The 26,072-nt window shown below is 70.8% G+C and carries 21 protein-coding genes and 4 tRNA genes; 3 read left to right on the top strand and 22 right to left on the bottom strand.

Annotated elements, in window-relative coordinates; genetic code table 11:
• Positions 1–59: 59 nt before the first annotated feature.
• The 14 genes from ACFCY1_RS25230 to ACFCY1_RS25165 form a co-directional block, all read right to left on the bottom strand.
• A complete protein-coding gene (locus ACFCY1_RS25230) occupies positions 60–800 on the bottom strand; it encodes an NAD-dependent deacetylase (protein WP_375876148.1) in 741 nt (246 codons plus the stop codon).
• 129 nt (positions 801–929) lie between these two features.
• Positions 930–1,003, bottom strand: a tRNA-Met gene (locus ACFCY1_RS25225).
• Between the two features lie 190 nt (positions 1,004–1,193).
• Positions 1,194–5,087, bottom strand: coding sequence for a DNA-directed RNA polymerase subunit beta' (locus ACFCY1_RS25220; protein ID WP_074003974.1), 3,894 nt, complete (start codon positions 5,085–5,087; stop codon positions 1,194–1,196).
• Positions 5,088–5,185: 98 nt separating this feature from the next.
• Positions 5,186–8,662 (bottom strand): DNA-directed RNA polymerase subunit beta, encoded by a 3,477-nt coding sequence (gene rpoB, locus ACFCY1_RS25215; protein ID WP_074003975.1) that lies wholly within the window; start codon positions 8,660–8,662, stop codon positions 5,186–5,188.
• Between the two features lie 699 nt (positions 8,663–9,361).
• Positions 9,362–9,745 carry a 50S ribosomal protein L7/L12 gene (gene rplL / locus ACFCY1_RS25210; protein ID WP_198959424.1) on the bottom strand — a complete coding sequence of 128 codons (384 nt, stop codon included), beginning with the start codon at positions 9,743–9,745 and terminating at the stop codon, positions 9,362–9,364.
• A gap of 85 nt (positions 9,746–9,830) precedes the next feature.
• Entirely contained in the window at positions 9,831–10,394 is a 564-nt protein-coding gene (rplJ, locus tag ACFCY1_RS25205; RefSeq protein WP_045693068.1) for a 50S ribosomal protein L10, read from the bottom strand.
• 383 nt (positions 10,395–10,777) lie between these two features.
• A complete protein-coding gene (locus ACFCY1_RS25200) occupies positions 10,778–11,656 on the bottom strand; it encodes a hypothetical protein (protein ID WP_117488240.1) in 879 nt (292 codons plus the stop codon).
• 163 nt (positions 11,657–11,819) lie between these two features.
• The gene (locus ACFCY1_RS25195) at positions 11,820–12,737 is read right to left on the bottom strand and encodes a hypothetical protein (protein ID WP_375876147.1); all 918 of its coding nucleotides are present in this window, start codon (positions 12,735–12,737) and stop codon (positions 11,820–11,822) included.
• 104 nt (positions 12,738–12,841) lie between these two features.
• Complete coding sequence (locus tag ACFCY1_RS25190; RefSeq protein ID WP_049651982.1) at positions 12,842–13,621, bottom strand: hypothetical protein; 780 nt, start codon at positions 13,619–13,621, stop codon at positions 12,842–12,844.
• A 234-nt stretch (positions 13,622–13,855) separates the two neighbouring features.
• Positions 13,856–14,578 carry a 50S ribosomal protein L1 gene (gene rplA, locus ACFCY1_RS25185; RefSeq protein ID WP_049651983.1) on the bottom strand — a complete coding sequence of 241 codons (723 nt, stop codon included), beginning with the start codon at positions 14,576–14,578 and terminating at the stop codon, positions 13,856–13,858.
• 77 nt (positions 14,579–14,655) lie between these two features.
• On the bottom strand, positions 14,656–15,090 hold the full coding sequence (gene rplK / locus ACFCY1_RS25180; protein WP_049651984.1) for a 50S ribosomal protein L11: 435 nt from the start codon (positions 15,088–15,090) through the stop codon (positions 14,656–14,658).
• 167 nt (positions 15,091–15,257) lie between these two features.
• Positions 15,258–16,133 (bottom strand): transcription termination/antitermination protein NusG, encoded by an 876-nt coding sequence (nusG, locus tag ACFCY1_RS25175; protein WP_375876146.1) that lies wholly within the window; start codon positions 16,131–16,133, stop codon positions 15,258–15,260.
• A gap of 209 nt (positions 16,134–16,342) precedes the next feature.
• Positions 16,343–16,669, bottom strand: coding sequence for a preprotein translocase subunit SecE (gene secE / locus ACFCY1_RS25170; protein ID WP_049651985.1), 327 nt, complete (start codon positions 16,667–16,669; stop codon positions 16,343–16,345).
• A gap of 145 nt (positions 16,670–16,814) precedes the next feature.
• Positions 16,815–16,887: transfer RNA gene (locus ACFCY1_RS25165), tRNA-Trp, on the bottom strand.
• 292 nt (positions 16,888–17,179) lie between these two features.
• Here ACFCY1_RS25165 and ACFCY1_RS25160 point away from each other — a divergent pair.
• Together ACFCY1_RS25160 and ACFCY1_RS25155 are read left to right on the top strand one after the other, a co-directional pair.
• Entirely contained in the window at positions 17,180–18,427 is a 1,248-nt protein-coding gene (locus ACFCY1_RS25160) for a pyridoxal phosphate-dependent aminotransferase (protein WP_375876145.1), read from the top strand.
• Positions 18,428–18,555: 128 nt separating this feature from the next.
• Positions 18,556–19,620, top strand: a complete 1,065-nt coding sequence (locus tag ACFCY1_RS25155; RefSeq protein WP_049651987.1) for an adenosine deaminase — start codon at positions 18,556–18,558, stop codon at positions 19,618–19,620.
• Positions 19,621–19,628: 8 nt separating this feature from the next.
• Here the strand turns inward: ACFCY1_RS25155 and ACFCY1_RS25150 are convergent, their stop codons facing one another.
• From ACFCY1_RS25150 to ACFCY1_RS25115, 8 genes are all read right to left on the bottom strand, one after another.
• Complete coding sequence (locus tag ACFCY1_RS25150; protein ID WP_375876144.1) at positions 19,629–20,672, bottom strand: UDP-N-acetylmuramate dehydrogenase; 1,044 nt, start codon at positions 20,670–20,672, stop codon at positions 19,629–19,631.
• A 77-nt stretch (positions 20,673–20,749) separates the two neighbouring features.
• On the bottom strand, positions 20,750–22,195 hold the full coding sequence (locus ACFCY1_RS25145) for an MFS transporter (RefSeq protein ID WP_375876143.1): 1,446 nt from the start codon (positions 22,193–22,195) through the stop codon (positions 20,750–20,752).
• 103 nt (positions 22,196–22,298) lie between these two features.
• Positions 22,299–22,862, bottom strand: a complete 564-nt coding sequence (locus tag ACFCY1_RS25140) for a TetR/AcrR family transcriptional regulator (RefSeq protein WP_234348396.1) — start codon at positions 22,860–22,862, stop codon at positions 22,299–22,301.
• A gap of 98 nt (positions 22,863–22,960) precedes the next feature.
• A complete protein-coding gene (locus ACFCY1_RS25135; RefSeq protein ID WP_049651990.1) occupies positions 22,961–23,383 on the bottom strand; it encodes a MaoC family dehydratase in 423 nt (140 codons plus the stop codon).
• A gap of 5 nt (positions 23,384–23,388) precedes the next feature.
• Positions 23,389–23,847, bottom strand: coding sequence for a MaoC family dehydratase N-terminal domain-containing protein (locus ACFCY1_RS25130; RefSeq protein WP_049651991.1), 459 nt, complete (start codon positions 23,845–23,847; stop codon positions 23,389–23,391).
• A 116-nt stretch (positions 23,848–23,963) separates the two neighbouring features.
• On the bottom strand, positions 23,964–24,128 hold the full coding sequence (rpmG, locus tag ACFCY1_RS25125; RefSeq protein WP_006604855.1) for a 50S ribosomal protein L33: 165 nt from the start codon (positions 24,126–24,128) through the stop codon (positions 23,964–23,966).
• Positions 24,129–24,211: 83 nt separating this feature from the next.
• Positions 24,212–24,284 (bottom strand) — tRNA-Met (locus ACFCY1_RS25120).
• A 43-nt stretch (positions 24,285–24,327) separates the two neighbouring features.
• A tRNA-Thr gene (locus ACFCY1_RS25115) sits at positions 24,328–24,400 on the bottom strand.
• Positions 24,401–24,679: 279 nt separating this feature from the next.
• Between ACFCY1_RS25115 and ACFCY1_RS25110 the strand changes: the two genes are divergently transcribed.
• Positions 24,680–25,948: a hydrolase gene (locus ACFCY1_RS25110; protein WP_074003979.1), complete on the top strand. Its 1,269-nt coding sequence runs from the start codon at positions 24,680–24,682 to the stop codon at positions 25,946–25,948.
• Positions 25,949–26,072 lie beyond the last annotated feature (124 nt).

The following is a 26,072-nucleotide window of genomic DNA, read 5'->3' as shown; positions in this document are numbered from 1 at the left end:
CCGGAAGGATCATCGTACGCACGCGGTACGTCCGGGAATATGACCCTTCCGGCCCCTGCTCAGGCCCGCTCCAGGACAAGTCGGCGCACCAGCTCCGGGAGCGCCCGGGAGATCGGCTCCCGGATCACCTCGGCCGCGGCCCCGTCGTACGGCGTCGGCTCGCCGTTCACGATGATCAGCTCCGCCCCGCTCCGCACCGCGTCGAGCGGCAGCGCCGCCACCGGGAACACCTGGAGGCTGGTGCCGACCGCGATGAACACGTCGCAGGCCCGAACGATCGCGTCGGCCTGCCCGAGCACCTCCGGGTCGAGGTTCTCGCCGAACATCACCACGCGCGGCTTCAGGATCCCCCCGCAGGCCCGGCACGCCGGGTCCGGCTCCCCCGCCTCGACCCGCGCCAGCGCCTCCGCCATCGGCCCGACCACCCGGCAGCGCAGGCACTGCGTCTCCCGGGCCGTGCCGTGCAGTTCGAGCACCTTGCGGGCGGGCAGCCCGGACTTCTGGTGCAGCCCGTCGATGTTCTGGGTGAGCACCCGCAGCGGCAGACCGGAGCGCTCCAGGTCGACCAGCGCCCGGTGCCCGGCGTTCGGCTCGGCGGCCAGTGCGCCCGTCTCCAGCCGCATCCGCCAGGCCCGCCGGCGCACCTGCGGATCGTCCCGGTACGGCCCGATGGTGACCAGCTCCTCGGCCGACGGGTCCTTCTGCCACAGGCCCTGCGGGCCGCGGTAGTCGGGGATGCCGGAGTCCGTCGAGATGCCCGCGCCGGTGAGCACGGCGATCAGGGGGCGCTTCGCGTTCATACCCCGGACGGTACGGGCGGCGGCCCGGCCCCGGCCACCGAAATTCCGGGGGCGCCGGCCCCGCGAACGCCCGGCCCGGGAAACGCCGAAGGGCCCGGAGGCTTGATGCCTCCGGGCCCTTCTTCTTTGTAGCGGGGACAGGATTTGAACCTGCGACCTCTGGGTTATGAGCCCAGCGAGCTACCGAGCTGCTCCACCCCGCGTCGGTAAACACGACTCTACGCGACTTCCGCCGAATGACCTAATCGGCTTCCGTCCGCCCCCTGAAGGCTCCCCGCCGCCCCCGGCGGGTCCGGCTGCCCGGCCCGCCCCGAAGGCCCCTGACGACCCCCGGGAACGCCGCAGGGCGGCCACCCCGTGAGGGGTGACCGCCCTGCGTCAGTGACGCGCGACTCAGCCGGTGTACGGGCCGTAGTCGTAGTCGTCCAGCGGGACCGCCTGGCCGGAGCCGGCGCCGAAGGGCGACAGGTCGTAGTCGTCGTAGCCGACGGCCGAGTACATCGCGGCCTTGGCCTCCTCGGTCGGCTCGACCCGGATGTTGCGGTAGCGGGGCAGACCCGTACCGGCCGGGATGAGCTTACCGAGGATGACGTTCTCCTTGAGGCCCAGCAGCGGGTCCGACTTGGCGTGGATCGCCGCGTCGGTGAGGACCCGGGTCGTCTCCTGGAAGGAGGCGGCCGACAGCCAGGACTCGGTGGCCAGCGAGGCCTTGGTGATACCCATCAGCTGCGGACGGCCGGAGGCGGGGTGACCGCCCTCGGCGACGACGCGGCGGTTCTCCTGCTCGAAGCGACCGCGCTCGACCAGCTCGCCGGGCAGCAGCTCGGCGTCGCCCGACTCGATGATCGTCACGCGGCGGAGCATCTGCCGGATGATGATCTCGATGTGCTTGTCGTGGATCGACACACCCTGCGAGTTGTAGACCTTCTGGACCTCGGCGACCAGGTGGACCTGGACGGCACGCTGGCCCATGATGCGCAGGACGTCGTGCGGGTTGGTGGCACCCATGGTCAGCTTCTGGCCGACCTCGACCGCCTCGCCCTCGCTGACCAGCAGCTTCACGCGCTTCGAGACCGGGTAGGCGATCTCGTCGCTGCCGTCGTCCGGAGTGACGACCAGCTTGCGGGTCTTCTCGGTGTCCTCGATGCGGACCCGGCCCTGCGCCTCCGAGATCGGGGCCACACCCTTGGGGGTACGGGCCTCGAAGAGCTCGACGACACGCGGCAGACCCTGGGTGATGTCGTCACCGGCCACACCACCGGTGTGGAAGGTACGCATGGTCAGCTGGGTACCGGGCTCACCGATGGACTGGGCGGCGATGATGCCGACCGCCTCACCGATGTCGACCAGCTTGCCGGTGGCCAGCGAGCGCCCGTAGCACATGGCGCAGGTGCCGACGGCCGACTCACAGGTCAGGATCGAGCGGGTCTTGACCTCGCCGATGCCGTGGCGGATCAGCTCGTCGATCAGGACGTCGCCGAGGTCCGTGTTGGCGGTGGCGAGGAGCTTGCCGTCCACCGTGATGTCCTCGGCCAGCATGCGGGCGTAGACGCTGGTCTCGACGTCGTCGGCCTTGCGCAGCACGCCGTCCGGGCCCACGGAGCCGATCGCCAGCTTCAGGCCGCGCTCGGTGCCGCAGTCCTCCTCGCGAATGATGACGTCCTGGGAGACGTCGACCAGACGACGGGTGAGGTAGCCGGAGTCGGCGGTACGGAGGGCGGTGTCGGCCAGACCCTTACGGGCACCGTGGGTGGAGATGAAGTACTCCAGCACGGACAGACCCTCACGGAACGACGCCTTGATGGGTCGCGGGATGGTCTCGTTCTTGGCGTTCGACACCAGACCACGCATACCGGCGATCTGGCGCATCTGCATCATGTTTCCACGAGCACCCGAGTCGACCATCATGAAGATGGGGTTCGTCTTCGGGAAGTTCTCGTTCATGGCCTCGGCGACCTCGTTGGTCGCCTGGGTCCAGATGCCGATGAGCTCCTGCTTGCGCTCGTCGTTGGTGATCAGGCCGCGCTCGTACTGACGCTGGACCTTCTCCGCCTTCGCCTCGTAGCCCTCCAGGATCTGGGGCTTGTTCGGCGGGACGACGACGTCCGAGATCGAGACGGTGACGCCCGAGCGGGTCGACCAGTGGAAGCCGGCCGCCTTCAGGTTGTCCAGCGTCGCCGCGACGACGACCTTGGGGTAGCGCTCCGCCAGGTCGTTGACGATCGCGGAGAGCTGCTTCTTGCCCACCTCGTAGTCGACGAACGGGTAGTCCTCGGGCAGCAGCTCGTTGAAGAGCGCGCGGCCCAGGGTGGTGGTCAGACGGAACGGCTCGCCGTCGAACCAGCCGGACTGGCCCTCCTCGTCCACCGGCGGGGTCCAGCCGCGCGGCGGGACGGTGCCGGCCGGCAGGCGCAGCTCGATCGGGGCCTGGACGTCCAGGTCGCGGGCGTCGAAGGCCATGATCGCCTCGGCGGTCGACGAGAAGGTGCGGCCGGCGCCCTTCACGTTGTCGCGGTCCGAGGTCAGGAAGAACAGACCGAGCACCATGTCCTGGGTCGGCATGGTGACGGGGCGACCGTCGGCCGGCTTCAGGATGTTGTTCGAGGACAGCATCAGGATGCGGGCCTCGGCCTGCGCCTCCGCGGAGAGCGGCAGGTGGACGGCCATCTGGTCACCGTCGAAGTCCGCGTTGAACGCGGTGCAGACGAGCGGGTGGATCTGGATGGCCTTGCCCTCGACCAGCTGCGGCTCGAAGGCCTGGATGCCGAGGCGGTGCAGGGTGGGCGCACGGTTCAGCAGGACCGGGTGCTCGGCGATGACCTCTTCGAGGACGTCCCACACGACCGGACGGGCGCGCTCGACCATGCGCTTGGCCGACTTGATGTTCTGCGCGTGGTTCAGGTCCACCAGGCGCTTCATCACGAACGGCTTGAAGAGCTCCAGCGCCATGGCCTTCGGCAGACCGCACTGGTGCAGCTTGAGCTGCGGGCCGACGACGATGACCGAACGGGCCGAGTAGTCGACTCGCTTGCCGAGGAGGTTCTGACGGAAACGACCCTGCTTGCCCTTCAGCATGTCGCTGAGGGACTTCAGCGGGCGGTTGCCCGGGCCGGTGACCGGACGGCCGCGGCGGCCGTTGTCGAACAGCGCGTCGACGGCCTCCTGGAGCATGCGCTTCTCGTTGTTCACGATGATCTCGGGGGCACCGAGGTCGAGCAGGCGCTTCAGGCGGTTGTTGCGGTTGATGACGCGGCGGTACAGGTCGTTCAGGTCGGAGGTCGCGAAGCGGCCACCGTCCAGCTGCACCATCGGACGCAGGTCCGGCGGGATGACCGGGACGCAGTCCAGCACCATGCCGTTGGGCTTGTTGGTGGTCTGCAGGAACGCGGAGACGACCTTGAGGCGCTTGAGCGCACGGGTCTTCTTCTGGCCCTTGCCGGTGCGGATGATCTCGCGCAGGCGCTCGGACTCCTCCGCCAGGTCGAAGGTCTCGAGGCGGTCCTTGAGGGCCGCCGCGCCCATCGAGCCGGAGAAGTAGGTGCCGAAGCGGTCGCGCAGCTCGCGGTAGAGCAGCTCGTCGCCCTCGAGGTCCTGGACCTTGAGGTTCTTGAAGCGGGCCCACACCTCGTCGAGGCGGTCGAGCTCGCGCTGCGCGCGGTCGCGCAGCTGCTTCATCTCGCGCTCGGCGCCCTCGCGCACCTTGCGGCGCACGTCGGCCTTGGCGCCCTCGGCCTCCAGCTCGGCCAGGTCGGTCTCGGCCTTCTTGGCGCGGGCCTCGAGGTCGGAGTCGCGGCGGTTCTCGATCTGCTGGCGCTCGACCGAGACGTGCGCCTCCAGGGACGGCAGGTCGCGCTGGCGGCGCTCGTCGTCGACCCAGGTGATCATGTAGGCGGCGAAGTAGATGACCTTCTCGAGGTCCTTCGGCGCCAGGTCCAGCAGGTAGCCCAGGCGGGACGGCACGCCCTTGAAGTACCAGATGTGGGTGACCGGGGCGGCCAGCTCGATGTGGCCCATCCGCTCACGGCGCACCTTGGCGCGGGTCACCTCGACGCCGCAGCGCTCGCAGATGATGCCCTTGAAGCGGACGCGCTTGTACTTACCGCAGTAGCACTCCCAGTCCCGGGTGGGGCCGAAGATCTTCTCGCAGAAGAGCCCGTCCTTTTCCGGCTTCAGGGTGCGGTAGTTGATGGTCTCCGGCTTCTTGACCTCGCCGTGCGACCACTGGCGGATGTCGTCGGCGGTGGCCAGGCCGATGCGGAGCTCGTCGAAGAAGTTGACGTCAAGCACTGGTCGTCAAGCCCTCTTTCGTAAGTCGAGAGTCGTTCATGTGGTCTGAGGGGGGCCTGGGGGCGGGCCGGCCGCTGCTGCGGCCGGCCCAACCTCCGTCAGACCTCTTCGACGCTGCTGGGCTCGCGCCGGGACAGGTCGATGCCGAGCTCCTCGGCGGCGCGGAACACGTCCTCGTCGGAGTCCCGCATCTCGATGGACTGGCCGTCCGAGGACAGCACCTCCACGTTGAGGCAGAGCGACTGCATTTCCTTGATGAGGACCTTGAAGGACTCGGGAATGCCGGGCTCGGGGATGTTCTCGCCCTTGACGATGGCCTCGTAGACCTTGACGCGGCCGAGGACGTCGTCGGACTTGATGGTGAGCAGCTCCTGGAGCGCGTAGGCGGCGCCGTACGCCTCGAGGGCCCACACCTCCATCTCACCGAAGCGCTGACCACCGAACTGCGCCTTACCACCGAGCGGCTGCTGGGTGATCATCGAGTACGGACCGGTCGAGCGGGCGTGCAGCTTGTCGTCGACCAGGTGGTGCAGCTTGAGGATGTACATGTAGCCGACCGAGACCGGCATCGGGAACGGCTCGCCGGAGCGGCCGTCGAACAGCCGGGCCTTGCCGGTGGAGTTCACCAGGCGCTCACCGTCACGGGTGAGGGTGGTGTTGTCCAGCAGGCCGGTGATCTCGTCCTCGCGGGCGCCGTCGAAGACCGGGGTGGCGAGGTTGGTGCCGCCCTCGACCGTGTCGGCGCCGATCGCCTGGAGGCGCTGGGCCCACTCGTCGGCGAGGCCGGAGACGTCCCAGCCCTGCTTGGCGAGCCACCCGAGGTGGATCTCCAGGACCTGTCCCGGGTTCATTCGGGACGGGACACCCAGCGGGTTGAGGATGATGTCGACCGGGGTGCCGTCCTCCAGGAACGGCATGTCCTCGACCGGCAGGATCTTCGAGATGACGCCCTTGTTGCCGTGACGGCCGGCGAGCTTGTCACCGTTGGTGATCTTGCGCTTCTGGGCCACGTAGACGCGGACCAGCTGGTTGACGCCCGGGGGCAGCTCGTCGCCCTCTTCGCGGTCGAAGACGCGGACGCCGATGACCTTGCCGGACTCACCGTGCGGCACCTTCAGCGAGGTGTCGCGGACCTCACGGGCCTTCTCGCCGAAGATCGCGCGGAGCAGGCGCTCCTCCGGGGTCAGCTCGGTCTCGCCCTTGGGCGTGACCTTGCCGACCAGGATGTCGCCGGTGACGACGTCGGCGCCGATGCGGATGATGCCGCGCTCGTCGAGGTCGGCCAGGACCTCCTCGGAGACGTTCGGGATGTCCCGGGTGATCTCCTCGGGGCCGAGCTTGGTGTCACGGGCGTCGACCTCGTGCTCCTCGATGTGGATCGAGGAGAGGACGTCGTCCTGCACGAGGCGCTGCGACAGGATGATCGCGTCCTCGTAGTTGTGACCCTCCCACGACATGAACGCCACGAGCAGGTTCTTGCCGAGGGCCATCTCGCCCTCGTCGGTGCACGGGCCGTCGGCCAGCACCTGGTTGACCTCGACCCGGGCGCCCTCGTCCACGAGCACCTTCTGGTTGAAGGCGGTGCCCTGGTTGGAGCGGGTGAACTTGGCGGCGCGGTACGTGGTGTACGTGCCGTCGTCGTTGGCCACGGTGACGTAGTCGGCCGAGACCTCCTGGACGACACCGGCCTTCTCGGCGGTGATGACGTCCGCGGCGTCGACGGCGCAGCGGTACTCCATGCCGGTACCGACCAGCGGGGCCTCGCTCTTCAGCAGCGGCACCGCCTGGCGCATCATGTTCGAGCCCATGAGCGCGCGGTTGGCGTCGTCGTGCTCGAGGAACGGGATCATGGCGGTCGCGACCGACACCATCTGGCGCGGCGAGACGTCCATGTAGTCGATCTCGGAGCCCGGGATGTAGTCGATCTCGCCGCCACGGCGGCGGACCAGGACACGCGGCTCGGCGAAGTGCAGGTCCGCGGTCAGCGGGGCGTTCGCCTGGGCGATGACGTAGCGGTCCTCCTCGTCGGCCGTCAGGTAGTCGACCTTCTCGGTGACCACACCGTCGACGACCTTGCGGTACGGCGTCTCGATGAAGCCGAACGCGTTGACCCGGCCGTACGAGGCCAGCGAGCCGATCAGACCGATGTTCGGGCCTTCGGGCGTCTCGATCGGACACATGCGGCCGTAGTGCGAGGGGTGCACGTCACGGACCTCGAAGCCGGCGCGCTCACGGGAGAGACCGCCGGGGCCGAGCGCGGACAGACGACGCTTGTGGGTCAGGCCCGACAGCGGGTTCGTCTGGTCCATGAACTGCGACAGCTGGCTGGTGCCGAAGAACTCCTTGATGGAGGCGACGACCGGCCGGATGTTGATCAGGGTCTGCGGCGTGATCGCCTCGACGTCCTGGGTGGTCATGCGCTCGCGCACGACGCGCTCCATACGGGCGAGACCCGTACGGACCTGGTTCTGGATGAGCTCGCCGACGTTGCGCAGGCGGCGGTTGCCGAAGTGGTCGATGTCGTCGACCTCGACCACGATGTCGCGGCCCTCGTCGTCACGCCACTCGGTCTCGCCCGCGTGCAGCTTCACCAGGTACTTGATCGCACCGATGATGTCGGGCTCGGTGAGCACGCCGGAGTCCAGCGACTCGGCGTTGCCCAGCTTGCGGTTGACCTTGTAACGGCCGACCTTCGCGAGGTCGTAGCGCTTCGGGTTGAAGTAGAGGTTCTCCAGAAGCGTCTGCGCGGCCTCGCGCGTGGGCGGCTCGCCCGGGCGCAGCTTGCGGTAGATGTCCAGCAGCGCGTCGTCCTGGCCCTGGGTGTGGTCCTTCTCCAGGGTGGCGCGCATCGACTCGTACTCGCCGAACTCCTCGAGAATCATCTCGTTGGTCCAGCCGAGCGCCTTGAGCAGCACGGTGACGGACTGCTTGCGCTTGCGGTCGATGCGGACGCCGACCATGTCGCGCTTGTCGATCTCCATCTCCAGCCAGGCACCACGCGAGGGGATGACCTTGCAGGAGTAGATGTCCTTGTCGGACACCTTGTCCAGGGTGGAGTCGAAGTACACACCCGGGGAGCGGACCAGCTGCGACACGACGACACGCTCGGTGCCGTTGATCACAAACGTGCCCTTGTGGGTCATGAGCGGGAAGTCGCCCATGAAGACCGTCTGAGACTTGATCTCACCGGTCTCGTTGTTGGTGAACTCGGCGGTGACGAAGAGCGGGGCCGCGAACGTGAAGTCGCGGTCCTTGCACTCGTCAATGGAGTTCTTCGGCGGCTCGAAACGGTGGTCGCGGAAGGTCAGCGACATCGACCCGCTGAAGTCCTCGATCGGGGAGATCTCCTCGAAGATCTCCTCCAGACCGGACTTCGTGGGGACGTCCTGACCACTCTCCAGGGCCGCCTCGACCCGGGACTTCCAGGCCGCGTTGCCGAGCAGCCAGTCAAAGCTCTCGGTCTGCAGGGCCAGGAGGTTGGGGACCTCGAGGGGCTCCTTGATCTTCGCGAACGAGACGCGGAGCGGGGCGGTGGATGCGGCGGAATTGTTCGAGGCGTTGCGCGGCGCGGCCAAGAGGGGGGTCCTTCCGAGGGCTCGGAGCTCACTACGCGCGTACCAGCCGGGCCTTCACGGGCTTGGTCCCGCCTCCTCGCCACTGGCCTCCGCCGGGATCGAAGTCCCAGGTCAGAGCCGCTTTGCGGAGGCGATGCCAGACCCCTTCAGGGCAACGCAAACTCCGGGCGACGAGTCACGGAGCAGCTAACAGGCAGCGCAAAGGGACAGTGTAGCCAATGGCCACACTGCTGTCCAGCTCTGATTCGGAGACCGAATCGGAGACTCCTCCCGGTAGCCGGCGAGCGCGGACGCCCACCGGGTACTGCTCTAACTCACGTGGAGTCATTTCCCGCCGGAGCCACTGGTTATGCATCCAGTAGCGGACCAACCGGGCGGACTCGCGCCTTGAGAATCGCGCGCCCCGCCGGGTTCGTCAAGGGCCCGCCGACGGTGCGGGCCTCGACCGGTCTATCGACCGCGACCCCCTCGGCGTTACAGAAGCCGTGGTGGGGCCGCCCTCGACGACGGTGATCACCATACCGTCCGGCACCGACGGTGCCGAGTGGGCGTTCGGCCACACCGGTGGACCGGGCCGGCCGGGGACGGCGGAACGGGGCCCCGCGCCCGGCCCAGGGGCCCGGGAACGCGAAAAAGCCGGGCCGACCACCCGCAAGGGTGATCGGCCCGGCTTCAGGCCCCCTCAGAGGGGGCGAGAAGTCACTTGACGGTGACCTTGGCGCCGGCACCCTCGAGGGCGGCCTTGGCCTTCTCGGCAACGTCCTTGGCAACCTTCTCCAGGACCTTGGCACCAGCGGTGTCAACGAGGTCCTTGGCCTCCTTCAGGCCGAGGGAGGTCAGGGTGCGCACCTCCTTGATGACCTGGATCTTCTTGTCGCCGGCACCATCGAGGATGACGTCGAACTCGTCCTGCTCCTCGACGGCCTCAACGGCGGCCGGGCCACCGGCGGCGGCAACGGCGACCGGGGCGGCAGCGGTGACGTCGAACTTCTCCTCGAAGGCCTTCACGAAGGCAGCGAGCTCGATGAGGGTGAGCTCCTCGAACTGCGCGAGCAGCTCGTCCTGGGTCAGCTTCGCCATGATGGCGTCCTTCCACTAAATCGGCAGGTGGTGCCGTATGTACGGGTTGGGCGGGCACGGGCCCGCAGCGAGGCGTGAGCCTGCCGAATTACTCGGCGGCCGCGTCCTCGGCGGCGGGAGCCGGCGTACCGGCACCGCCCTGCTCGACCTTGTCGCGCAGCGCGTCCACAGTGCGGACGAGCTTCGACGGCAGGGCCTGGAAGAGCGCGGCAGCCTGGGACTGCTTGGCCTTCAGGGCACCCGCCAGCTTGGCGAGCAGCACCTCGCGGGACTCGAGGTCCGCGAGCTTCTTGATCTCATCGGCGGACAGCGCCTTACCGTCAAGGACACCGCCCTTGATGATGAGAGCGGGGTTCTCCTTGGCGAAGTCACGCAGAGCCTTCGCCGACTCCACCGGGTCACCGGTGACGAAGGCGACAGCCGTCGGACCGTTGAACAGGTCGTCGAGCTCCGTGATCCCGACCTCATTGGCCGCAATCTTGGTCAGCGTGTTCTTCACCACGGCGTACTCGGCGTTGTCGCCGAGCGAGCGACGCAGGGTCTTGACCTGCTTCACCGAGAGACCGCGGTACTCGGTCAGCAGCGCCGCGGAGGAGCCACGGAACTTGTCCGTGATCTCGGCGACGGCGGCAGCCTTGTCGGGCCTGGCCATAGGCTTACGCCTCCTTCCGTGATGTCGAAGTCGGGCCGACCGCAAAAGTCGACCTGGGTCGCCGCGGACCGACTGGAGGGAAGGAAAGCTCCTGCGAAAACGCAATGAGCCCCGGTGCGCAGGCGCACGGGGCTCGTGACGACCTCGACGGGCGATCGCGCGAACGCGGACCCGGAAGTCGAAGCTCCAGACACACCTGCGCGGGCTGCCTGCGACGAAGCGCAGATCCTTCGGCCACCGATCCCTGACGGGCGCGGCGACAACCAGCGGTCTTTGGCTTCGGCAACAGTAACCGGAGCCCCTCACCAGGTGCAAATCGCCCTCGGACGGGGCATCCCCCGGGGTCGCCGCGGCACGGTCCGGCGGTTCAACGGGCCGACGGCTCAGCGGGCCAGCGGGGAGACCGTCCGGACGCCGGTGTCCACGGTGTCCGACTCGGCCGGGGCCTGCGCCGAGAGCAGCGCCCCGGCGAGGTCGGTGTAGAGCACCGAGTCGTCCTGCCGGCCGCTGTCCCCGGTGCCGGTCCGCTGGAGCCGGACCAGCTGGTCCTTGTCGTTGAGCCAGAGGTCCAGGGTGAGCGAGGCCGAGCCGCCGGGCGAGAGCGCGGCCCGCAGGCCGTCCCGGCGGGCTGCGGTCAGCTGGGCCTGGGCGGCCGCGTACTTCTCGGCGGTGGTGGCGACCCGGTAGTGCTCGACGGTCGAGTCCTCGAACTTCTCCTCGCCGACGAAGACCGGGTCCGTCCCCTCGGCGGTGGCCGCGGTCAGCGCCTCGACCGGGTTCAGCAGGTCGATCAGCCCGGCGTACGGGACCTCCTTGTGGCCGTCCGCGTCCGGCGGGACGGTGAAGCGCTCCCAGTGCCGGCCGCCCTGCCTGGCCGCGGTGGCGGCGTCCCCGCCCTGGTAGGCGACGGTGTCCACGACGATCAGCTGCTCGGCCTCGGCGGGGGTGGAGCGCTTGATCTGGAGCGCGGTCTTGGGCTGCCAGAACAGCGGGCCGGACCCGGCGTCCGGGCCCAGCCGGTAGCTGACCTTGGCCCGCCGGGCGGTCTGCATGGCCAGCTGGGCGGAGAGCAGCACCCCGTGCGGCGAGCGGTCGGTGGGCTTGGCCTGGGCGCTCGGGGAGGCGGTGGACGGCGAGGCGGTGCTCAGGCTCGGGCTGCCGGACGGCGTGGCGGACGTCTCCCCGCCCCCGCCGCACCCGCTCAGCCCGCTGGTCAGCAGGGCGACGACGGCCACCGCCGCCAAGCGCTGCCGTGCCGCCATCGTCCGTTCCCCTCTCGTCCGCCCCCGTCCGACGGCGGCCCCGTTCCGGCCACCTTGCCACCCGTCTCCGACCGGCCCAGTGGCGGCCCCCCTCGGGCGGGCGGGTCCACCGGGTCGGCCGAGCCCGGACCGGCGCCGGGGCTCCGGTCCGGGGCGGCGGGGATCAGCTGCCGGCGGCGGCCTTCTGGAGGTCGGCGAGGTCGATGTAGTCCACCGGGGTGGCGGCGATCACCGGGGTGCCGTAGTCCGAGTAGCTGACGGAGACGTTCACCGCGCCGACCTTGCTCTCCGCCTGCTCGGTCCGCTTGACCACGAGCTTGTCGGCGTCGACCCAGACGTCGACCTGCTCGCTGGCGATGCCGGCCGCGTCCAGGCCCTTCTTGATCCGGTCGGCCTGCGCCTGGGTGATGCCCTGGGTGGAGGCGATGGCCAGGTCCGCGGCGCTGATCACGCCGGAGTAGTGGGTGGTCGCCTTGCCGTTCACCGTCTCCGGGCCGACCTCGGTGACCTTGCCGCCGGCGATCAGCGTCCGGACGCCCTGCACCGGGTCCGCGCTCTGCAGCTGGTCGGTCGCACCGCCGGAGGCCTTGGCCATGTCGGCCATGGTGTAGCGCACCCAGCGCGGGCCGCTGTTCTGCAGCAGCTCCCCGCCGAGGCCCAGGAACACCGCGTCCTTGGTGTACAGGTAGTGCGCCTTCGGCCCGCCGGTGATCGGCGCCAGGACCTTGCCCAGCGGGGAGCCCGACAGGTCCATCGTGAGGTCGGCCTCCAGGCCGTCGGCCCAGGACAGCGCGCCCTGGCCCTTCATGGTGATCTCGCCGACCTGGATCAGCTCGTCGACCTTCGCCGACTTGGCCGCACCGGTCTTCTGGGTGACCTGCTCCAGGAAGACCGCCGGGCTGACCTTCTCCGGCTTCGCGCCGGTCGGGGCGGCGGCCGACGGGGTGGCCGGGGCGGCGGCCGTGGTCGGCGCGGCCGGGGCGGCGTTCTTGTCCGCCGACTTGTCGTTGTCGCACGCGGTCGCGGTCAGCGCCAGGGCGGCGAGGACGACGGTGACGGCGGCCTTGCGGGTTCCAGCCATGACTTCCCCCCTCGAAGAGCTGATTGTCAGCTCTTCTCATGCGTTTCTCATCCGGACTCTAACGGATCGCCGAAAGCCCCACGCGCCGGATATCCGCTCCCCCGTCACCCGCCGGCGGCGGGCGTCGCGTCCGCCGCTCCGGGAGCCGAGACATCGGTCGTGGTGACCGTGGTTCCCGCGCTCCCCCGGACCGTCTCGCGCAGCCGCAGCAGCTGCATGCCGGGGCCGACCCAGACGTCGTAGCCGATCGCCGTCACCCCGTGCCGCTGGTACCAGTCCAGCGTGGCGGCCCGCCGCTGCGGGCTCAACTCGTCGTCCTTGCCGAACAGTTCGGCCACCGGCGCGGAGCCCCGGTAGTGCGCCACGGTCACCCCGGCCAGCTGCTCGCCGCCGAGCGAGGTGAGCTTGACGCCCTGCGCGACCTCGTACGCCCGGCTGCCCGGGTTGGTGATCAGCGCGGTCGTCCAGCCGCCCGCGAAGCCCTCCGGGTCGGGGCCCGCCGCGGGGTCGACCGACTCGGCGGTGCTCCGCTCCGCGTGCTTGGCCGCGCCGCCCTGGTAGACGAGGTCGAGCGCGCCGTCCTTCACGGTCAGCCGTCCGGTGCCCAGCTCGTCGGTGACGGCCAGCCCGGCCTCGTCCGCGGCGCCCCAGACCAGGGAGCCGCTCGCGGTGCGTCGGCCGGCCGGGCCCTCCTGGACGACGTCGATCCGGGCGCCGCCGGCGTCGTCCAGCCCCTGCGCGGCCGAGAGCACCACCTGCTTGGGCGGCACCGGCGCGGGGCCCCCGGGGGTGCGGGTGGTCGGGACGGCCAGCAGGCTGCACCCGGTGGTGGTGAGCAGCAGCAGGGCCGCCACGAGAACGGTGGGGCGAGGGGCGGGCAGCACGGCACACTCCGGCGGTCACAGGTGCTCCACATGGTCTGACCGGCAGAGCGTACGACGATTCGGCCCGTCGTTCCCATCCGCCGGTGTCCCGATCCGGCAACCGTTCCGGCCCGTCGGCCCGACCGGCCCGCGCCGGGCCCCGTACCGGCTCCTTCCCCGGGAACGACGGCGGGCCCGCACCCCCGGTGAAGGGGGTACGGGCCCGTCGTACGGACTGCTCTAGAGCACTGGGGCTCAGACCGCGGCCGGGTCCTCCTCGGCGAGGAGGTTGCGGGTGCGGTTCGGGTCCACCAGGACGCCGGGGCCCATGGTGGTCGAGAACGCGGTCTTCTTGATGTAGCGGCCCTTGGCGGCGGACGGCTTGGCGCGGAGCACCTCGTCCAGCGCGGCGGCGTAGTTCTCGACCAGCTGCTCGTCGGTGAAGGAGGCCTTACCGATGATGAAGTGCAGGTTCGAGTGCTTGTCGACGCGGAACTCGATCTTGCCGCCCTTGATCTCGTTCACGGCCTTGGCCACGTCCGGGGTCACGGTGCCGGTCTTCGGGTTCGGCATCAGGCCACGGGGACCGAGCACGCGGCCGAGGCGGCCGACCTTGCCCATGAGGTCCGGGGTGGCGACGACGGCGTCGAAGTCGAGGCGGCCCTTGGCGACCTCGTCGATGAGCTCGTCGGAGCCGACGATGTCGGCGCCCGCAGCACGCGCGGCCTCGGCACGCTCGCCGGTCGCGAAGACCAGGACCCGAGCGGTCTTACCGGTGCCGTGCGGGAGGATCACGGTGCTGCGGACCATCTGGTCGGCCTTGCGCGGGTCGACGCCCAGACGCATGGCGACCTCGACGGTGCCGTCGAACTTGGTGGTGCTGGTCGCCTTGGCGAGGCGGACGGCCTCGAGGGGGGCGTAAAGGCGCTCGCGGTCGACCTGGGCGTCCGCGGCCTTCAGGGCCTTGCTGCGCTTCATGGCTGCTCCTGAATGATGAATGGAGTTGTGGTGTCACGGGCCTGCGCGGGCCCTACCACAGGGGACGAGAAGGGAACTCAGCCCTCGACGGTGATGCCCATCGACCGGGCGGTGCCGGCGATGATCTTCTCCGCGGCGTCCAGGTCGTTGGCGTTCAGGTCGGGCATCTTGGTCGTGGCGATGTCGCGGACCTGGGCGCTGGTGAGCTTGGCGACCTTGGTCTTGTGCGGCTCGCTGGAGCCCTTGTCGACACCCGCGGCCTTCAGGATGAGGCGCGCGGCCGGCGGCGTCTTCGTGATGAAGGTGAAGGAACGGTCCTCGTAGACCGTGATCTCCACCGGCACGATCATGCCGCGCTGCGACTCGGTCGCAGCGTTGTAGGCCTTGCAGAACTCCATGATATTGACGCCGTGCTGGCCCAGCGCGGGGCCGACCGGCGGCGCCGGGTTGGCCGCACCGGCGTTGATCTGGAGCTTGATAAGCCCCGTGACCTTCTTCTTCTTGGGAGGCATGTCTCTCCGGGTCCTTCCGAGAGGTGATTGCTGGTGCGTGCGAAACCGGGGCGACACCCGGCCGCCAGCACACACATCGGACCAGGCTAACGCGTCCGCGCCGCTGGACCAAAACGGGTTCGGGGCGGAGGCTCCTCGCCCCCGCCCCGAACCCGAAGACGGTATGACTAGTTCTTCTGGATCTGGTCGAAGGAGAGCTCGACCGGGGTCTCCCGGCCGAAGATCTCGACCAGGCCCTTGACCTTCTTCGAGTCCGGGTTGATCTCGTTGATGGTCGCCTGGAGGGTCGCGAACGGACCGTCGGTGACGGTGACCGAGTCGCCGACCTCGAAGTCCAGCACCTGGATCTCGCTCGGCTTGATCGGCGAGGGCTTGCCGGCCTCCTTGGCCGCCTGGCGCTCGACGTCGGGGGCGAGCATCTTGACGACCTCGTCCAGGGTCAGCGGGTACGGGTCGTAGGCGTTGCCGACGAAGCCGGTGACACCCGGGGTGTTGCGCACGACGCCCCAGGACTCGGGGGTGAGGTCCATGCGCACCAGGACGTAGCCGGGGAGCTTGTTCTGGCGGATGGTCTTGCGGTCGCCGTTCTTGATCTGGACGACCTCCTCCTGCGGCACCTCGGCCTGGAAGATGTACTCCTCGACGTTCAGCGAGACGGCGCGCTGCTCCAGGTTCTGCTTCACCCGGTTCTCGTAGCCGGCATAGGTGTGGATCACGTACCACTCGCCCGGCATGAAGCGCAGGTCCTCGCGGAACTTGGCGACCGGGTCGACCTCGTCGGCCGACTCCTCCTCGGCCTCCTCGGCGTCCTCGACGGACTCCTCGGCCTCGGCGTCGCCCTCCACGTGCAGCGCGGCCTCCTCGGCGGGCTCGCCGGCCTCGGCCTCGTCGTACGCCTCGACCTCGTCCTCGTCGCTGTCCGCGGCGTCCACGATCTGCTCGGCGGACTCGGCGTCGTCAGCCGGCTCGGCCGCGTCCAGCTCGGCGGCGCCATCCGCCTCGCGGACGGTCTCGTCGGCGTCGTACAGGGGGGACTCAGACACGGTGGCGGCTTCTTTCCTGGAGATGGTGAAGGTGGCGCGCTCCTCGACCGGCCCGGCGGACGGCCGCTCGCGCGGGCGCCAGGTGAGGTCTCGGAGACTTCAACAGTACCGAGTCCACGGTAGCCGCGCGTACGTCCGGCGCCGACAGCTCGACCCGGGCCGAGTAATCGGCCCGGGTCGGGAGGCTGTTCGAGAGGTGGGGCGGCCGGTCAGCCGAAGACCAGGAGGCTCAGCTTGGAGAAGCCGTAGTCCAGGCCGGCCACGAAGGCCATCATGACCACCACGAAGGTGACGACCACGGCGGTGTAGTTGGTGAGCTCGCCGCGGGTCGGCCAGACGACCTTGCGCAGCTCGGCGATGATCTGGCGGTAGAAGAGGGCGGTCCGTGCGAACAGGCCCTTCTTGGCCCGCTTGCCCGACTTCTTCTGCTTGCCGGACTTCTTGTCGCCCTCGGCCGATGCGATCTCGGCAGCGCCGTCGGCACCCTCGGGGTTGCCGCTCTCAGGCGTTGCGGTGGAGCCCGTGGTCTCCGTCACTCGTCCTCACCTGAATCCGGGTCCTGCCGGCTTCGCCGCGCACCCGGTGGGGGCGGCCAGTCGGCTAGCGGTGCTGATCGGTGCCATCTCCGCATCAAGCCCGCTCACTCCTGTGGAGCGAACGGGCTGAAAACGGATCTAGCAGCAGGGCAAGAGGGACTCGAACCCCCAACCGCCGGTTTTGGAGACCGGTGCTCTACCAATTGAGCTATTGCCCTACGGTGCCTCGCGGCTCCGGTGGCGACCAACCTACCGTATCTCCCCCCGCTGTCTGCACAGGCGGTGAAAGCTCCGGTTCTCGGCGGGCCGTCGAGCAGCGAGTGTACGTGGTCGAGGGGTGTTTGGTCGAACTTCTTCTTCCGGCTTCTCTTCCGGACCGGCCGCTCCCCCGGCGGACGTCCGGTCCGGCGGGACCCCTTCCGACGGACCGTCGGGCCGCGATTCGGACGGGAACGTACGGATGCCGATACCCCGATGCCCGGTAGGTCCCGGTTCTGCGACGATGCAGGCATGAGCGCTTCCACCCCGCAGCCCGACCAGTCCATCCGCCCCGCCGACCGCCGGGTCTCCGCCCGGATCGGCGCGATCGCCGAGTCCGCGACCCTCGCCGTGGACGCCAAGGCCAAGGCCCTCAAGGCCGCCGGCCGCCCGGTCATCGGTTTCGGTGCCGGCGAGCCCGACTTCCCCACCCCGGACTACATCGTCGAGGCGGCCGTCGAGGCCTGCCGCGACCCGAAGAACCACCGCTACACCCCGGCGGGTGGCCTGCCCGAGCTGAAGGCCGCGATCGCCGCCAAGACGCTGCGCGACTCCGGCTACGAGGTGGACGCCTCCCAGGTGCTCGTCACCAACGGCGGCAAGCAGGCGATCTACGAGGCGTTCGCGGCGATCCTGGACCCGGGCGACGAGGTCATCATCCCGGCCCCGTACTGGACCACCTACCCGGAGTCGGTCCAGCTGGCCGGCGGCGTCCCGGTGGAGGTCGTCTCCGACGAGACCACCGGCTACAAGGTCTCGGTCGAGCAGCTGGAGGCCGCGCGCACCGAGAACACCAAGGTGGTGCTGTTCGTCTCGCCGTCCAACCCGACCGGCGCGGTGTACACCGAGGCCGAGGCCGAGGCGATCGGCCGCTGGGCGCTGGAGCACGGCCTGTGGGTGCTCACCGACGAGATCTACGAGCACCTGGTGTACGGCGACGCCACCTTCACCTCGCTGCCGGCCCTGCTGCCCGAGCTGGCCGAGAAGTGCATCGTGGTCAACGGTGTCGCCAAGACCTACGCGATGACCGGCTGGCGGGTGGGCTGGGTGGTCGGCCCGAAGGACGTCATCAAGGCCGCGACCAACCTCCAGTCGCACGCCACCTCGAACGTCTCCAACGTCGCCCAGCGCGCCGCCCTGGCCGCCGTGGCCGGCGACCTGGACGCGGTCGCCGAGATGCGCGAGGCCTTCGACCGCCGCCGCAAGACCATCGTGCGGATGCTCAACGAGATCGAGGGCGTGCTCTGCCCCGAGCCCGAGGGCGCCTTCTACGCCTACCCGTCGGTCAAGGGCCTGCTGGGCAAGGAGATCCGCGGCCGGCGTCCGCAGACCTCCGCCGAGCTGGCCGCCCTGATCCTGGACGAGGCCGAGGTCGCGGTCGTCCCGGGCGAGGCCTTCGGCACCCCCGGCTACCTGCGGCTCTCCTACGCGCTCGGCGACGCCGACCTGGTCGAGGGCGTCAGCCGGGTCCAGAAGCTGCTCGGCGAGGCCCGCGACTGACCTCGGGTCCGTCCACCGACGTCAACCCGACGCCAGGGTTTCACCCGGCGCACCGCCCCCTTTCACCCCTTCAGGGGATGTAGAGGGGGCGGTTCCCGTTCAGGGGCCGTATACGGCAGTATCGGTGAATGGAACGCCTGTTGAACCCGCGAGACGTCAGGGGCCTCCCGAAGGCCCACCTGCACCTGCACTTCACCGGCTCGATGCGGCCCGCCACCCTCCTGGAGCTGGCGGACAAGCACGGCGTCCGGCTGCCGGAGGCGCTCAGCTCCGGCGAGCCGCCCCGGCTGCGGGCCACCGACGAGCGGGGCTGGTTCCGCTTCCAGCGGCTGTACGACACCGCCCGCTCGGTGCTGCGGGACGAGGAGGACATCCGCCGGCTGGTCCTGGAGACCGCCGAGGACGAGCGGCGGGACGGCTCCCGCTGGCTGGAGATCCAGGTCGACCCGACGTCCTACGCGCCCCGGCTGGGCGGACTGATCCCCGCCCTGGAGCTGATCCTGGACGCGGTGGAGCACGCCGCCGCGGCGACCGGGGTGGGCATCCGGGTCCTGGTCGCGGCCAACCGGATGAAGTCCCCGATGGACGCCCGGACGCTGGCCCGGCTGGCCGTCCGCTACGCCGACCACGGGGTGGTCGGCTTCGGCCTCTCCAACGACGAGCGCCGGGGCCTGGCCCGGGACTTCGACCGGGCCTTCGCGATCGCCCGCAACGGCGGGCTGCTGGCGGCCCCGCACGGCGGCGAGCTGTCCGGCCCGGAGTCCGTCCGGGACTGCCTGGACGACCTGGGCGCCGCCCGGATCGGCCACGGCGTACGGGCCGCCGAGGACCCCCGGCTGATGGAGCGGCTGGCGGACCGGCAGGTCACCTGCGAGGTCTGCCCGTCCTCCAACGTCTCGCTCGGCGTCTACGAGCGCCCCGAGGAGGTGCCGCTGCGCCGGCTCTTCGACGCCGGGGTGCCGCTCGCCCTGGGCGCGGACGACCCGCTGCTGTTCGGCAGCCGGCTGGCCGCCCAGTACGAGCTGGTCCGGGACGTGCTGGGCTTCTCCGACGCCGAACTCGCGGAGCTGGCACGGCAGTCGGTGCGCGGCTCGGTCGCGCCGGAGGCCGTCCGCAAGGAGCTGCTGGCGGACATCGACGCCTGGCTGGTCGGCGACCGCGCCCCCGCGGAGGCGGCCGCCGTACCCGCCTAGGGTCGCTGCTAGAGCTTGACGCCCACCATCACCGGCTCGTTCACCAGCTCCACCCCGAAGGCCGCGCGGACCCCGTCCCGGATCTCCCGGGCCAGTGCCAGCAGGTCCTCGGCGGTGGCCGAGCCGCGGTTGGTGAGCGCCAGGGTGTGCTTGGTGGAGAGCGTCGCCGGGCCGCCGCCGTAGCCCTTGCCGAAGCCCGCGCGGTCGATCAGCCAGGCCGCCGAGGTCTTGGTGCAGCCCTCCGGGGCCGGGTAGGCGGGGGCGTCCTCGGTGCCCGGGCGGGTGCGGAAGGACTCGTACTGCGCGGCCGTGAGCACCGGGTTGGTGAAGAAGGAGCCCGCCGACCAGGTGTCGTGGTCCGCCGGGTCCAGCACCATGCCCTTGCCGGAGCGCAGCAGCAGCACCGCCGTCCAGGCCGTGCCGACCGCCACCCGGGCGCCCGGCTCGACGCCCAGGTGCCAGGCGGTCTCGGCGTAGCGGACGGGGGTGGAGAGCCCGTCGTTGTCCTCCAGGCGGAACCGCACCCGCAGCACCACGTAGCGGTCCGGCTCGGCCTTGAAGCGGCTGTGCCGGTAGGAGAACCCGCACTCGGCGTTCGAGAGGGTGACGACCTCGTCGGCGGTGCGGTCGTACGCGACCACCTCGGTGATCGACTGGGCGACCTCCTGGCCGTACGCGCCCACGTTCTGCACCGGGGTGGCGCCCGCGGAGCCGGGGATGCCGGCCAGGAACTCGATGCCCGCCAGCCCGTGGTCGCGCACGGTGCGGTGGACCACCTCGGACCAGGTCTCGCCGGCCGCGACCTCCAGCGCGGTGCCGTCCAGGGCGAAGCCCTCGGTGGCGATCCGCAGCACGGTGCCGGGGAAGCCGGCGTCGCCGATCACCAGGTTGGAGCCGCCGCCGAGGACGAGCAGCGGCTCGCCGGCCGCGTCGGCCTCGCGGACGGCGGCGATCACCTCGTCGTCGGTGTGGGCGGTCACCAGGCGGCGGGCCGGGCCGCCGAGCCGGAGCGTGGTCAGCGGGGCGAGGGGGGCGTCGTTTTCTACCAGCACGCCCACCAGCGTACGGGGGAGGGGTCCGCCGACCGGAACGCGATTCCCGTCGGCGGGCCCCTCCCCTCCGCCCCCGTTCAGACCCGGGCCGGCTCGGCCCGGTCCCCCGCCCGCTCCCCCGCCGCCGCGACCGGCGCCTTCCGCCGCCGCGGGATGAACACCGCGGCGAGCGCGCCGAGCCCGACGGCGGCGGCGCCGACGTACAGCGCGGGCACCAGCCCGTCCGTGAAGGCCCGCACCGACTGGTAGCCGCCCTGCCCCGAGAACACCGCCGCGAGCACGGCGACCCCGAGCGCCCCGCCGACCTCGCGCAGCGCGTTGTTGGCGCCGGAGGCGATCCCCTGCTCCTGCGGCCGGACGCTGGCCATCACCAGCTGGGCGGTCGGGCCGAAGTACAGCGACATGCCGATCCCGCAGATCACGGTGGCCGGTATCTGGGCGACGTAGTCGAGGCCGGTGCTCCCGTCCACCACCAGGCCGTACAGCGCCAGGCCCGCGGCCTGCAGCGCCAGCCCGGCGACCACGATCGGCCGGCCGCCGATCCGGTCGGAGAGGATGCCCGCGATCGGCGAGACCAGCAGCGGCATCGCCGTCCACGGCAGCATCCGGATGCCCGCCTCCTGCGGGCTGAAGCCGCCGACGCCCTGGAGGTACTGGCTGATCAGGAAGATCGAGCCGAACATCCCCAGGTACATCAGCAGGCTGGCCGCGTTGACGGCGGAGAAGGCCCGGCTGCGGAACAGCCGCATCGGCAGCATCGGGTGGGCGGCGACCCGCTGCTCGTACCGGACGAAGGCGGCCAGCAGCAGGGTGCCGCCGATCAGGGCGCCGAGGACCAGCGGGCTGGTCCAGCCGTCCGGGTTGCCGCGGATCAGGCCGAGGACGACGCCGAACATCCCCAGGCTGACCAGCAGGGTTCCGGGCACGTCCAGGGCCCGGCCCGGGCCCCGGCTCTCGCCGAGCCGCAGGTAGGCCAGCGGCAGCAGGACGAGGCCGACCGGGACGTTCACCCAGAAGATCCACTGCCAGGAGAAGTGCTCGGTCAGCGAGCCGCCGATCAGCGGCCCCGCGGCGACGGCGAGGCCGCTGACCCCCGACCAGATGCCGAAGGCCATCCCCCGCTTGCCCTCGGGCACCGCGGCGGTGAGCAGGGTGAGGGTGAGCGGCATCATCACCGCGGCCCCGGTGCCCTGGACGGCGCGGGCGGCGATCAGTTCGCCGATGCCCGGGGACAGCGCGGCCGCGGCGGAGCCGGCGGTGAAGACCGCCAGCCCGACCAGGAAGATCCGGCGGCGGCCGAAGCGGTCGCCGAGGGCGGCGCCGAACATCAGCAGCACGGCGAAGCTCAGGGTGTAGGCGCTGACCGTCCATTCGAGGTCGGACAGTCCGCCGCCGAGCTCCTCGCGGATCGACGGCAGCGCGGTGGTGACCACCAGGTTGTCCAGGGCGGCCATGAAGCTGGCCGCGCTGACGATCACCAGGGTCCAGACCGCCGCTCTGCCCATGGCAGGTTTCTCCGTCATGACGTCCCCCAGGTTCCTTAGGTAGTTATTGCTCAATAACTTCTTTGGGCCGAAAAGAGGCCGCACGGACACCCCGTGCGGCCCGTCCATCCGGGCGGCGCGCCTACTCGGGCGGCTCGCACCCGTCGAAGCCGGCCCAGATCCGGTGGTCCGGCGGATAGCCGAGCGCCACCAGGGTGTTGATCAGCATCCCGTACGCGAAGAACTGCGTGGCGTCCTTCATTCCGCCGCCGATCCGGATCCTGACCCGGTCGAACAGGTCCTCCCACAGCAGCCGGGCGGTCTCCCCCACCTCGTCCTCGCCGGCCGCCCTGGCCGCGGACGCCGAGACGTAGAGCTGCATCTGCATCATGAGCTGGTCGCCGTTCTCGACCAGGCCCAGGTACGCGGTGGACATCGCCTCCGCGGCCGCCTCACCGGACAGCCCGGCCGAGGCCTCGTCGAACACCCGCCAGGTCTCCTCGACGCAGCGCTCGGCGGCCGCGGCGAAGATCGCCTGCTTGCTCGGGAACAGCCGGAACAGGTACGGCTGCGAGACGCCCACCCGGCGGGCGATCGCCTCGGTGGAGGTGCCGTGGTACCCGCCCCGGGCGAACTCGGTCAGGGCGGCCCGGACGACGCTCTCGCGCCGCTCCTCCGCGCTCATCCGGATGCTCGACTTCGCCATGGGCCCCAAGTTAGTGGCCAATCACTATCTACGCAAGGCCCGCGCCGGCGGCCGGGGATCCCGTACGGGACCCCGGCCGCCGCGACCCCCGGGGCCGCTCAGCCGAGCCGGACGACGGCCCGGGACATGCCGAGCACCTTCTGGCCGCCCGTGGTGGCCAGCAGGTCGACCTGCACCCTGCGGTCGTCCAGCTTCTTGGCGACCTTGGCCGAGACCTCGACCACCGCGCCGACCCCGTCGTTCGGCACCGGCACCGGCCGGGTGAACCGCACGCCGTACTCGACCACCGCGGCCGGGTCGCCGACCCAGTCGGTGACCACCCGGATCGCCTCGGCCATGGTGAACATGCCGTGCGCGATCACGTCCGGCAGGCCGACCTCCAGGGCGAACTTCTCGTTCCAGTGGATCGGGTTGAAGTCCCCCGAGGCCCCCGCGTACCGCACCAGTGTGTCGCGGGTCACCGGGAAGGACTGCGCCGGCAGCTCGGTGCCGACCTCGACCTCGTCGTAGTCGATCGCCATCGCGCTCACTCCCCCGCCTCGTCGGCGGCCCGGGCCACCAGGGTCATGACCGACGTCACAACGTGCCCGCCGGTCGCGTCCGTCACCTCGCCACGCACGGTGAGCACGTCGTTGCCCGCCAGCGACTTGATGTTGTCGATGGTCACCGTGACCGACAGCCGGTCACCGGCCCGCACCGGGCGGGTGTAGGCGAACTTCTGGTCGCCGTGCACCACCCGGCTGAAGTCCAGGCCCAGCTCCGGGTCCTCGACCACCTGGCCGGCCGCGCGGTAGGTGATCACGAACGGGAAGGTCGGCGGGGCGATCACGTCGGGGTGCCCCAGCGCCTTCGCCGCCTCAAGGTCGGTGTACGCCGGGTTGGCGTCGCCGACCGCGGTCGCGAACTCGCGGATCTTCTCCCGGCCGACCTCGTACGGCTCGGTGGGCGGGTAGCTACGCCCGATGAAGGAGGGGTCGAGCGCCATGGCGGCTCCTCGGAACGCGGGTGGATACGAAAAAAACTCCGGGCCGCACCCCTGTGAGGGATGCGGCCCGGAGCAAGAGACCTGAATTCACACAGGCCCGTCGCCCTGCAAGAGGGTCAGCGGGTCTCGCGGTGCGCGGTGTGCGAGTTGCAGCGGGGGCAGTGCTTCTTCATCTCAAGACGGTCCGGGTCGTTACGCCGGTTCTTCTTGGTGATGTAGTTCCGCTCCTTGCACTCCACGCAGGCCAGCGTGATCTTCGGGCGGACGTCGGTGGCAGCCACGGGAGTGCCTTCCTTGGACAACGAATAAGAACACAACAAGAGTAGCCGACCGGGAGTGCGATCTCCCGACCGACTACGCGGGGTAGCGGTGACCGGACTTGAACCGGTGACACAGCGATTATGAGCCGCTTGCTCTACCAACTGAGCTACACCGCCACAGTGATCCGCGGCACAGCCGGAGCTGACCGCTTCTCACCAGAGCCCCCATGCGGAATCGAACCGCAGACCTTCTCCTTACCATGGAGACGCTCTACCGACTGAGCTATAGGGGCGAACGAGGAAGAGATTACACGTTTCGCGCCCGGAGGTGAAATCCGTATCCCGCGGCGAAGACCGCAGGTGGGCGAGGGGTACGGACGGACGATCCAAGGCCCGGCGTTCGATCGGCCCGCGAGCCGCACGGCCCGACCCGATACGACTATTGCCCGCCTCCCGGCGACCCGCCCCCCGGGCCCATAGGCTCGACGCTCATTGATCGGGAGGGCTGGCCGGCGGTACGGGCCAGCCGTACGGGGCCGACCGCACGGGCCGGCCCGAGAAGGAGCCGGGCGATGGACAGCGCAGCCGCCGACGGGCCGCACTCCGGGCCCGGCCCGGCGGCCAACCCGCTCGGGCACGGCCCGGTCCTGCTCCTCACCGGCGCCCGGCTGGCGGACGGGCGGGTGGTGGACGTCCGGATCAGCGGCGACCGGATCCAGGCGGTCGGCACCGTCGGCAGCCTCGGCCCGCTGCCCGCCCTGCCCGGCGCGCCCACCGTCACCACCGGCGCCCGGATCGACCTGCGCGGCTACCTGCTGCTCCCGGCCCCCGCCGAGGCGCACGCCCACTACGACACCGCCTTCTCCGCCGCCCTGCCCACCCCGCCGCCGGACACCCCGGCCGACCTCACCCGCCGGGTCACCGAGGCCGCGCTGACCTCGCTCGGCTACGGCGCCACCGCCCAGCGCACCCACGTCCGGATCGGCGACGTGCACGGGCTGCGCCGGCTGGAGGCGGTGCTGACCGCCCGGCAGGCGCTGGGCGGGCTGGCCGAGCTCCAGGCGGTGGCGATGCCCCGGCTGCTCACCGGACGGGCCGGCGCGGACGGGCGGGCGCAGCTGCGCGAGGCGCTCAAGCTGGGCGCCACGGCGGCCGGCGGCTGCCCGGAGCTGGACCCGGACCCGGCCGGGTACGTGCAGCTGCTGCTGGAGGCCGCCCGGGAGGCGGACTGCCCGGTGGACCTGCACACCGGCGCCGGCGACGCCGCCCAACTCGCCCGGATGACCGGGGCGTTGGCCCCACTGCGGCCCCGGGTGGCGCTCGGTCCGTGCGGGGCGCTGCCCCGGGGCGCGTCGACGGTGCTGGCGACCAGCGGGGTCCGGGTGGTCTGCCTGCCGCAGAACGGCTGCTGCACCGGCATGGAGGGCCGCTCGGCGGGCCTGCGGCCGGGCCTGGTACGGGAGTTGGCGGCCGCCGGGGTGCCGCTGGCGGCGGGCAGCGGGGCGCTGCGCGACCCGTCCAACCCGGTCGGCCGGGCGGATCCGCTGGAGTCGGCCTACCTGCTGGCGGCCGGTGGGGAGTTGACCCCGGAGGCGGCGTACGACGCGGTGGCGAACCAGGCCCGGGCGGCGCTCGGCCTGGCACCCGTCCGGGTGGACGCCGGGTTCCCGGCGGAGCTGCTGGCGGTGCGCGGGGACAGCCTGGCCGGAGCGCTCGCGGGCGGGCACAGCCGGCTGGTGGTGCACAGCGGCCGGGTGGTCAGCCGGACCAGCGCGGTCCGGGAGTTCGCGGACACGGTGGCGCTGGCGCTGCCCCGGCAGTCCGGGGGCGGGGACGGCTGAGCCGGTCCCGGAGTGGGCCTGATGGCCCCTGACGGCAGATGGGGGCGCGCCTGCGACGTGCCCTCGCACCTCTACTCCTTCTCCTTCGCGCCCAACCCCGACTGGCCGCGCAGCTTCTCCGGCC

The organism is Kitasatospora sp. NPDC056273, from assembly GCF_042268845.1.
Taxonomy (GTDB): Bacteria; Actinomycetota; Actinomycetes; order Streptomycetales; family Streptomycetaceae; genus Kitasatospora.
This window is presented reverse-complemented; position numbering and strand designations above follow the sequence as displayed.

Coding starts and splice junctions, on each gene's coding strand:
- ACFCY1_RS25135 (WP_049651990.1), bottom strand. CDS start 23,383: ATGGCGATCGACTACGACGAGGTCGAGGTCGGCACCGAGCTGCCGGCG.
- ACFCY1_RS25140 (WP_234348396.1), bottom strand. CDS start 22,862: ATGGCGAAGTCGAGCATCCGGATGAGCGCGGAGGAGCGGCGCGAGAGC.
- rplJ (WP_045693068.1), bottom strand. CDS start 10,394: ATGGCCAGGCCCGACAAGGCTGCCGCCGTCGCCGAGATCACGGACAAG.
- ACFCY1_RS25145 (WP_375876143.1), bottom strand. CDS start 22,195: ATGACGGAGAAACCTGCCATGGGCAGAGCGGCGGTCTGGACCCTGGTG.
- ACFCY1_RS25155 (WP_049651987.1), top strand. CDS start 18,556: ATGGAACGCCTGTTGAACCCGCGAGACGTCAGGGGCCTCCCGAAGGCC.
- rplK (WP_049651984.1), bottom strand. CDS start 15,090: ATGCCTCCCAAGAAGAAGAAGGTCACGGGGCTTATCAAGCTCCAGATC.
- rplA (WP_049651983.1), bottom strand. CDS start 14,578: ATGAAGCGCAGCAAGGCCCTGAAGGCCGCGGACGCCCAGGTCGACCGC.
- ACFCY1_RS25130 (WP_049651991.1), bottom strand. CDS start 23,847: ATGGCGCTCGACCCCTCCTTCATCGGGCGTAGCTACCCGCCCACCGAG.
- ACFCY1_RS25195 (WP_375876147.1), bottom strand. CDS start 12,737: ATGGCTGGAACCCGCAAGGCCGCCGTCACCGTCGTCCTCGCCGCCCTG.
- ACFCY1_RS25200 (WP_117488240.1), bottom strand. CDS start 11,656: ATGGCGGCACGGCAGCGCTTGGCGGCGGTGGCCGTCGTCGCCCTGCTG.
- ACFCY1_RS25230 (WP_375876148.1), bottom strand. CDS start 800: ATGAACGCGAAGCGCCCCCTGATCGCCGTGCTCACCGGCGCGGGCATC.
- ACFCY1_RS25160 (WP_375876145.1), top strand. CDS start 17,180: ATGAGCGCTTCCACCCCGCAGCCCGACCAGTCCATCCGCCCCGCCGAC.
- ACFCY1_RS25110 (WP_074003979.1), top strand. CDS start 24,680: ATGGACAGCGCAGCCGCCGACGGGCCGCACTCCGGGCCCGGCCCGGCG.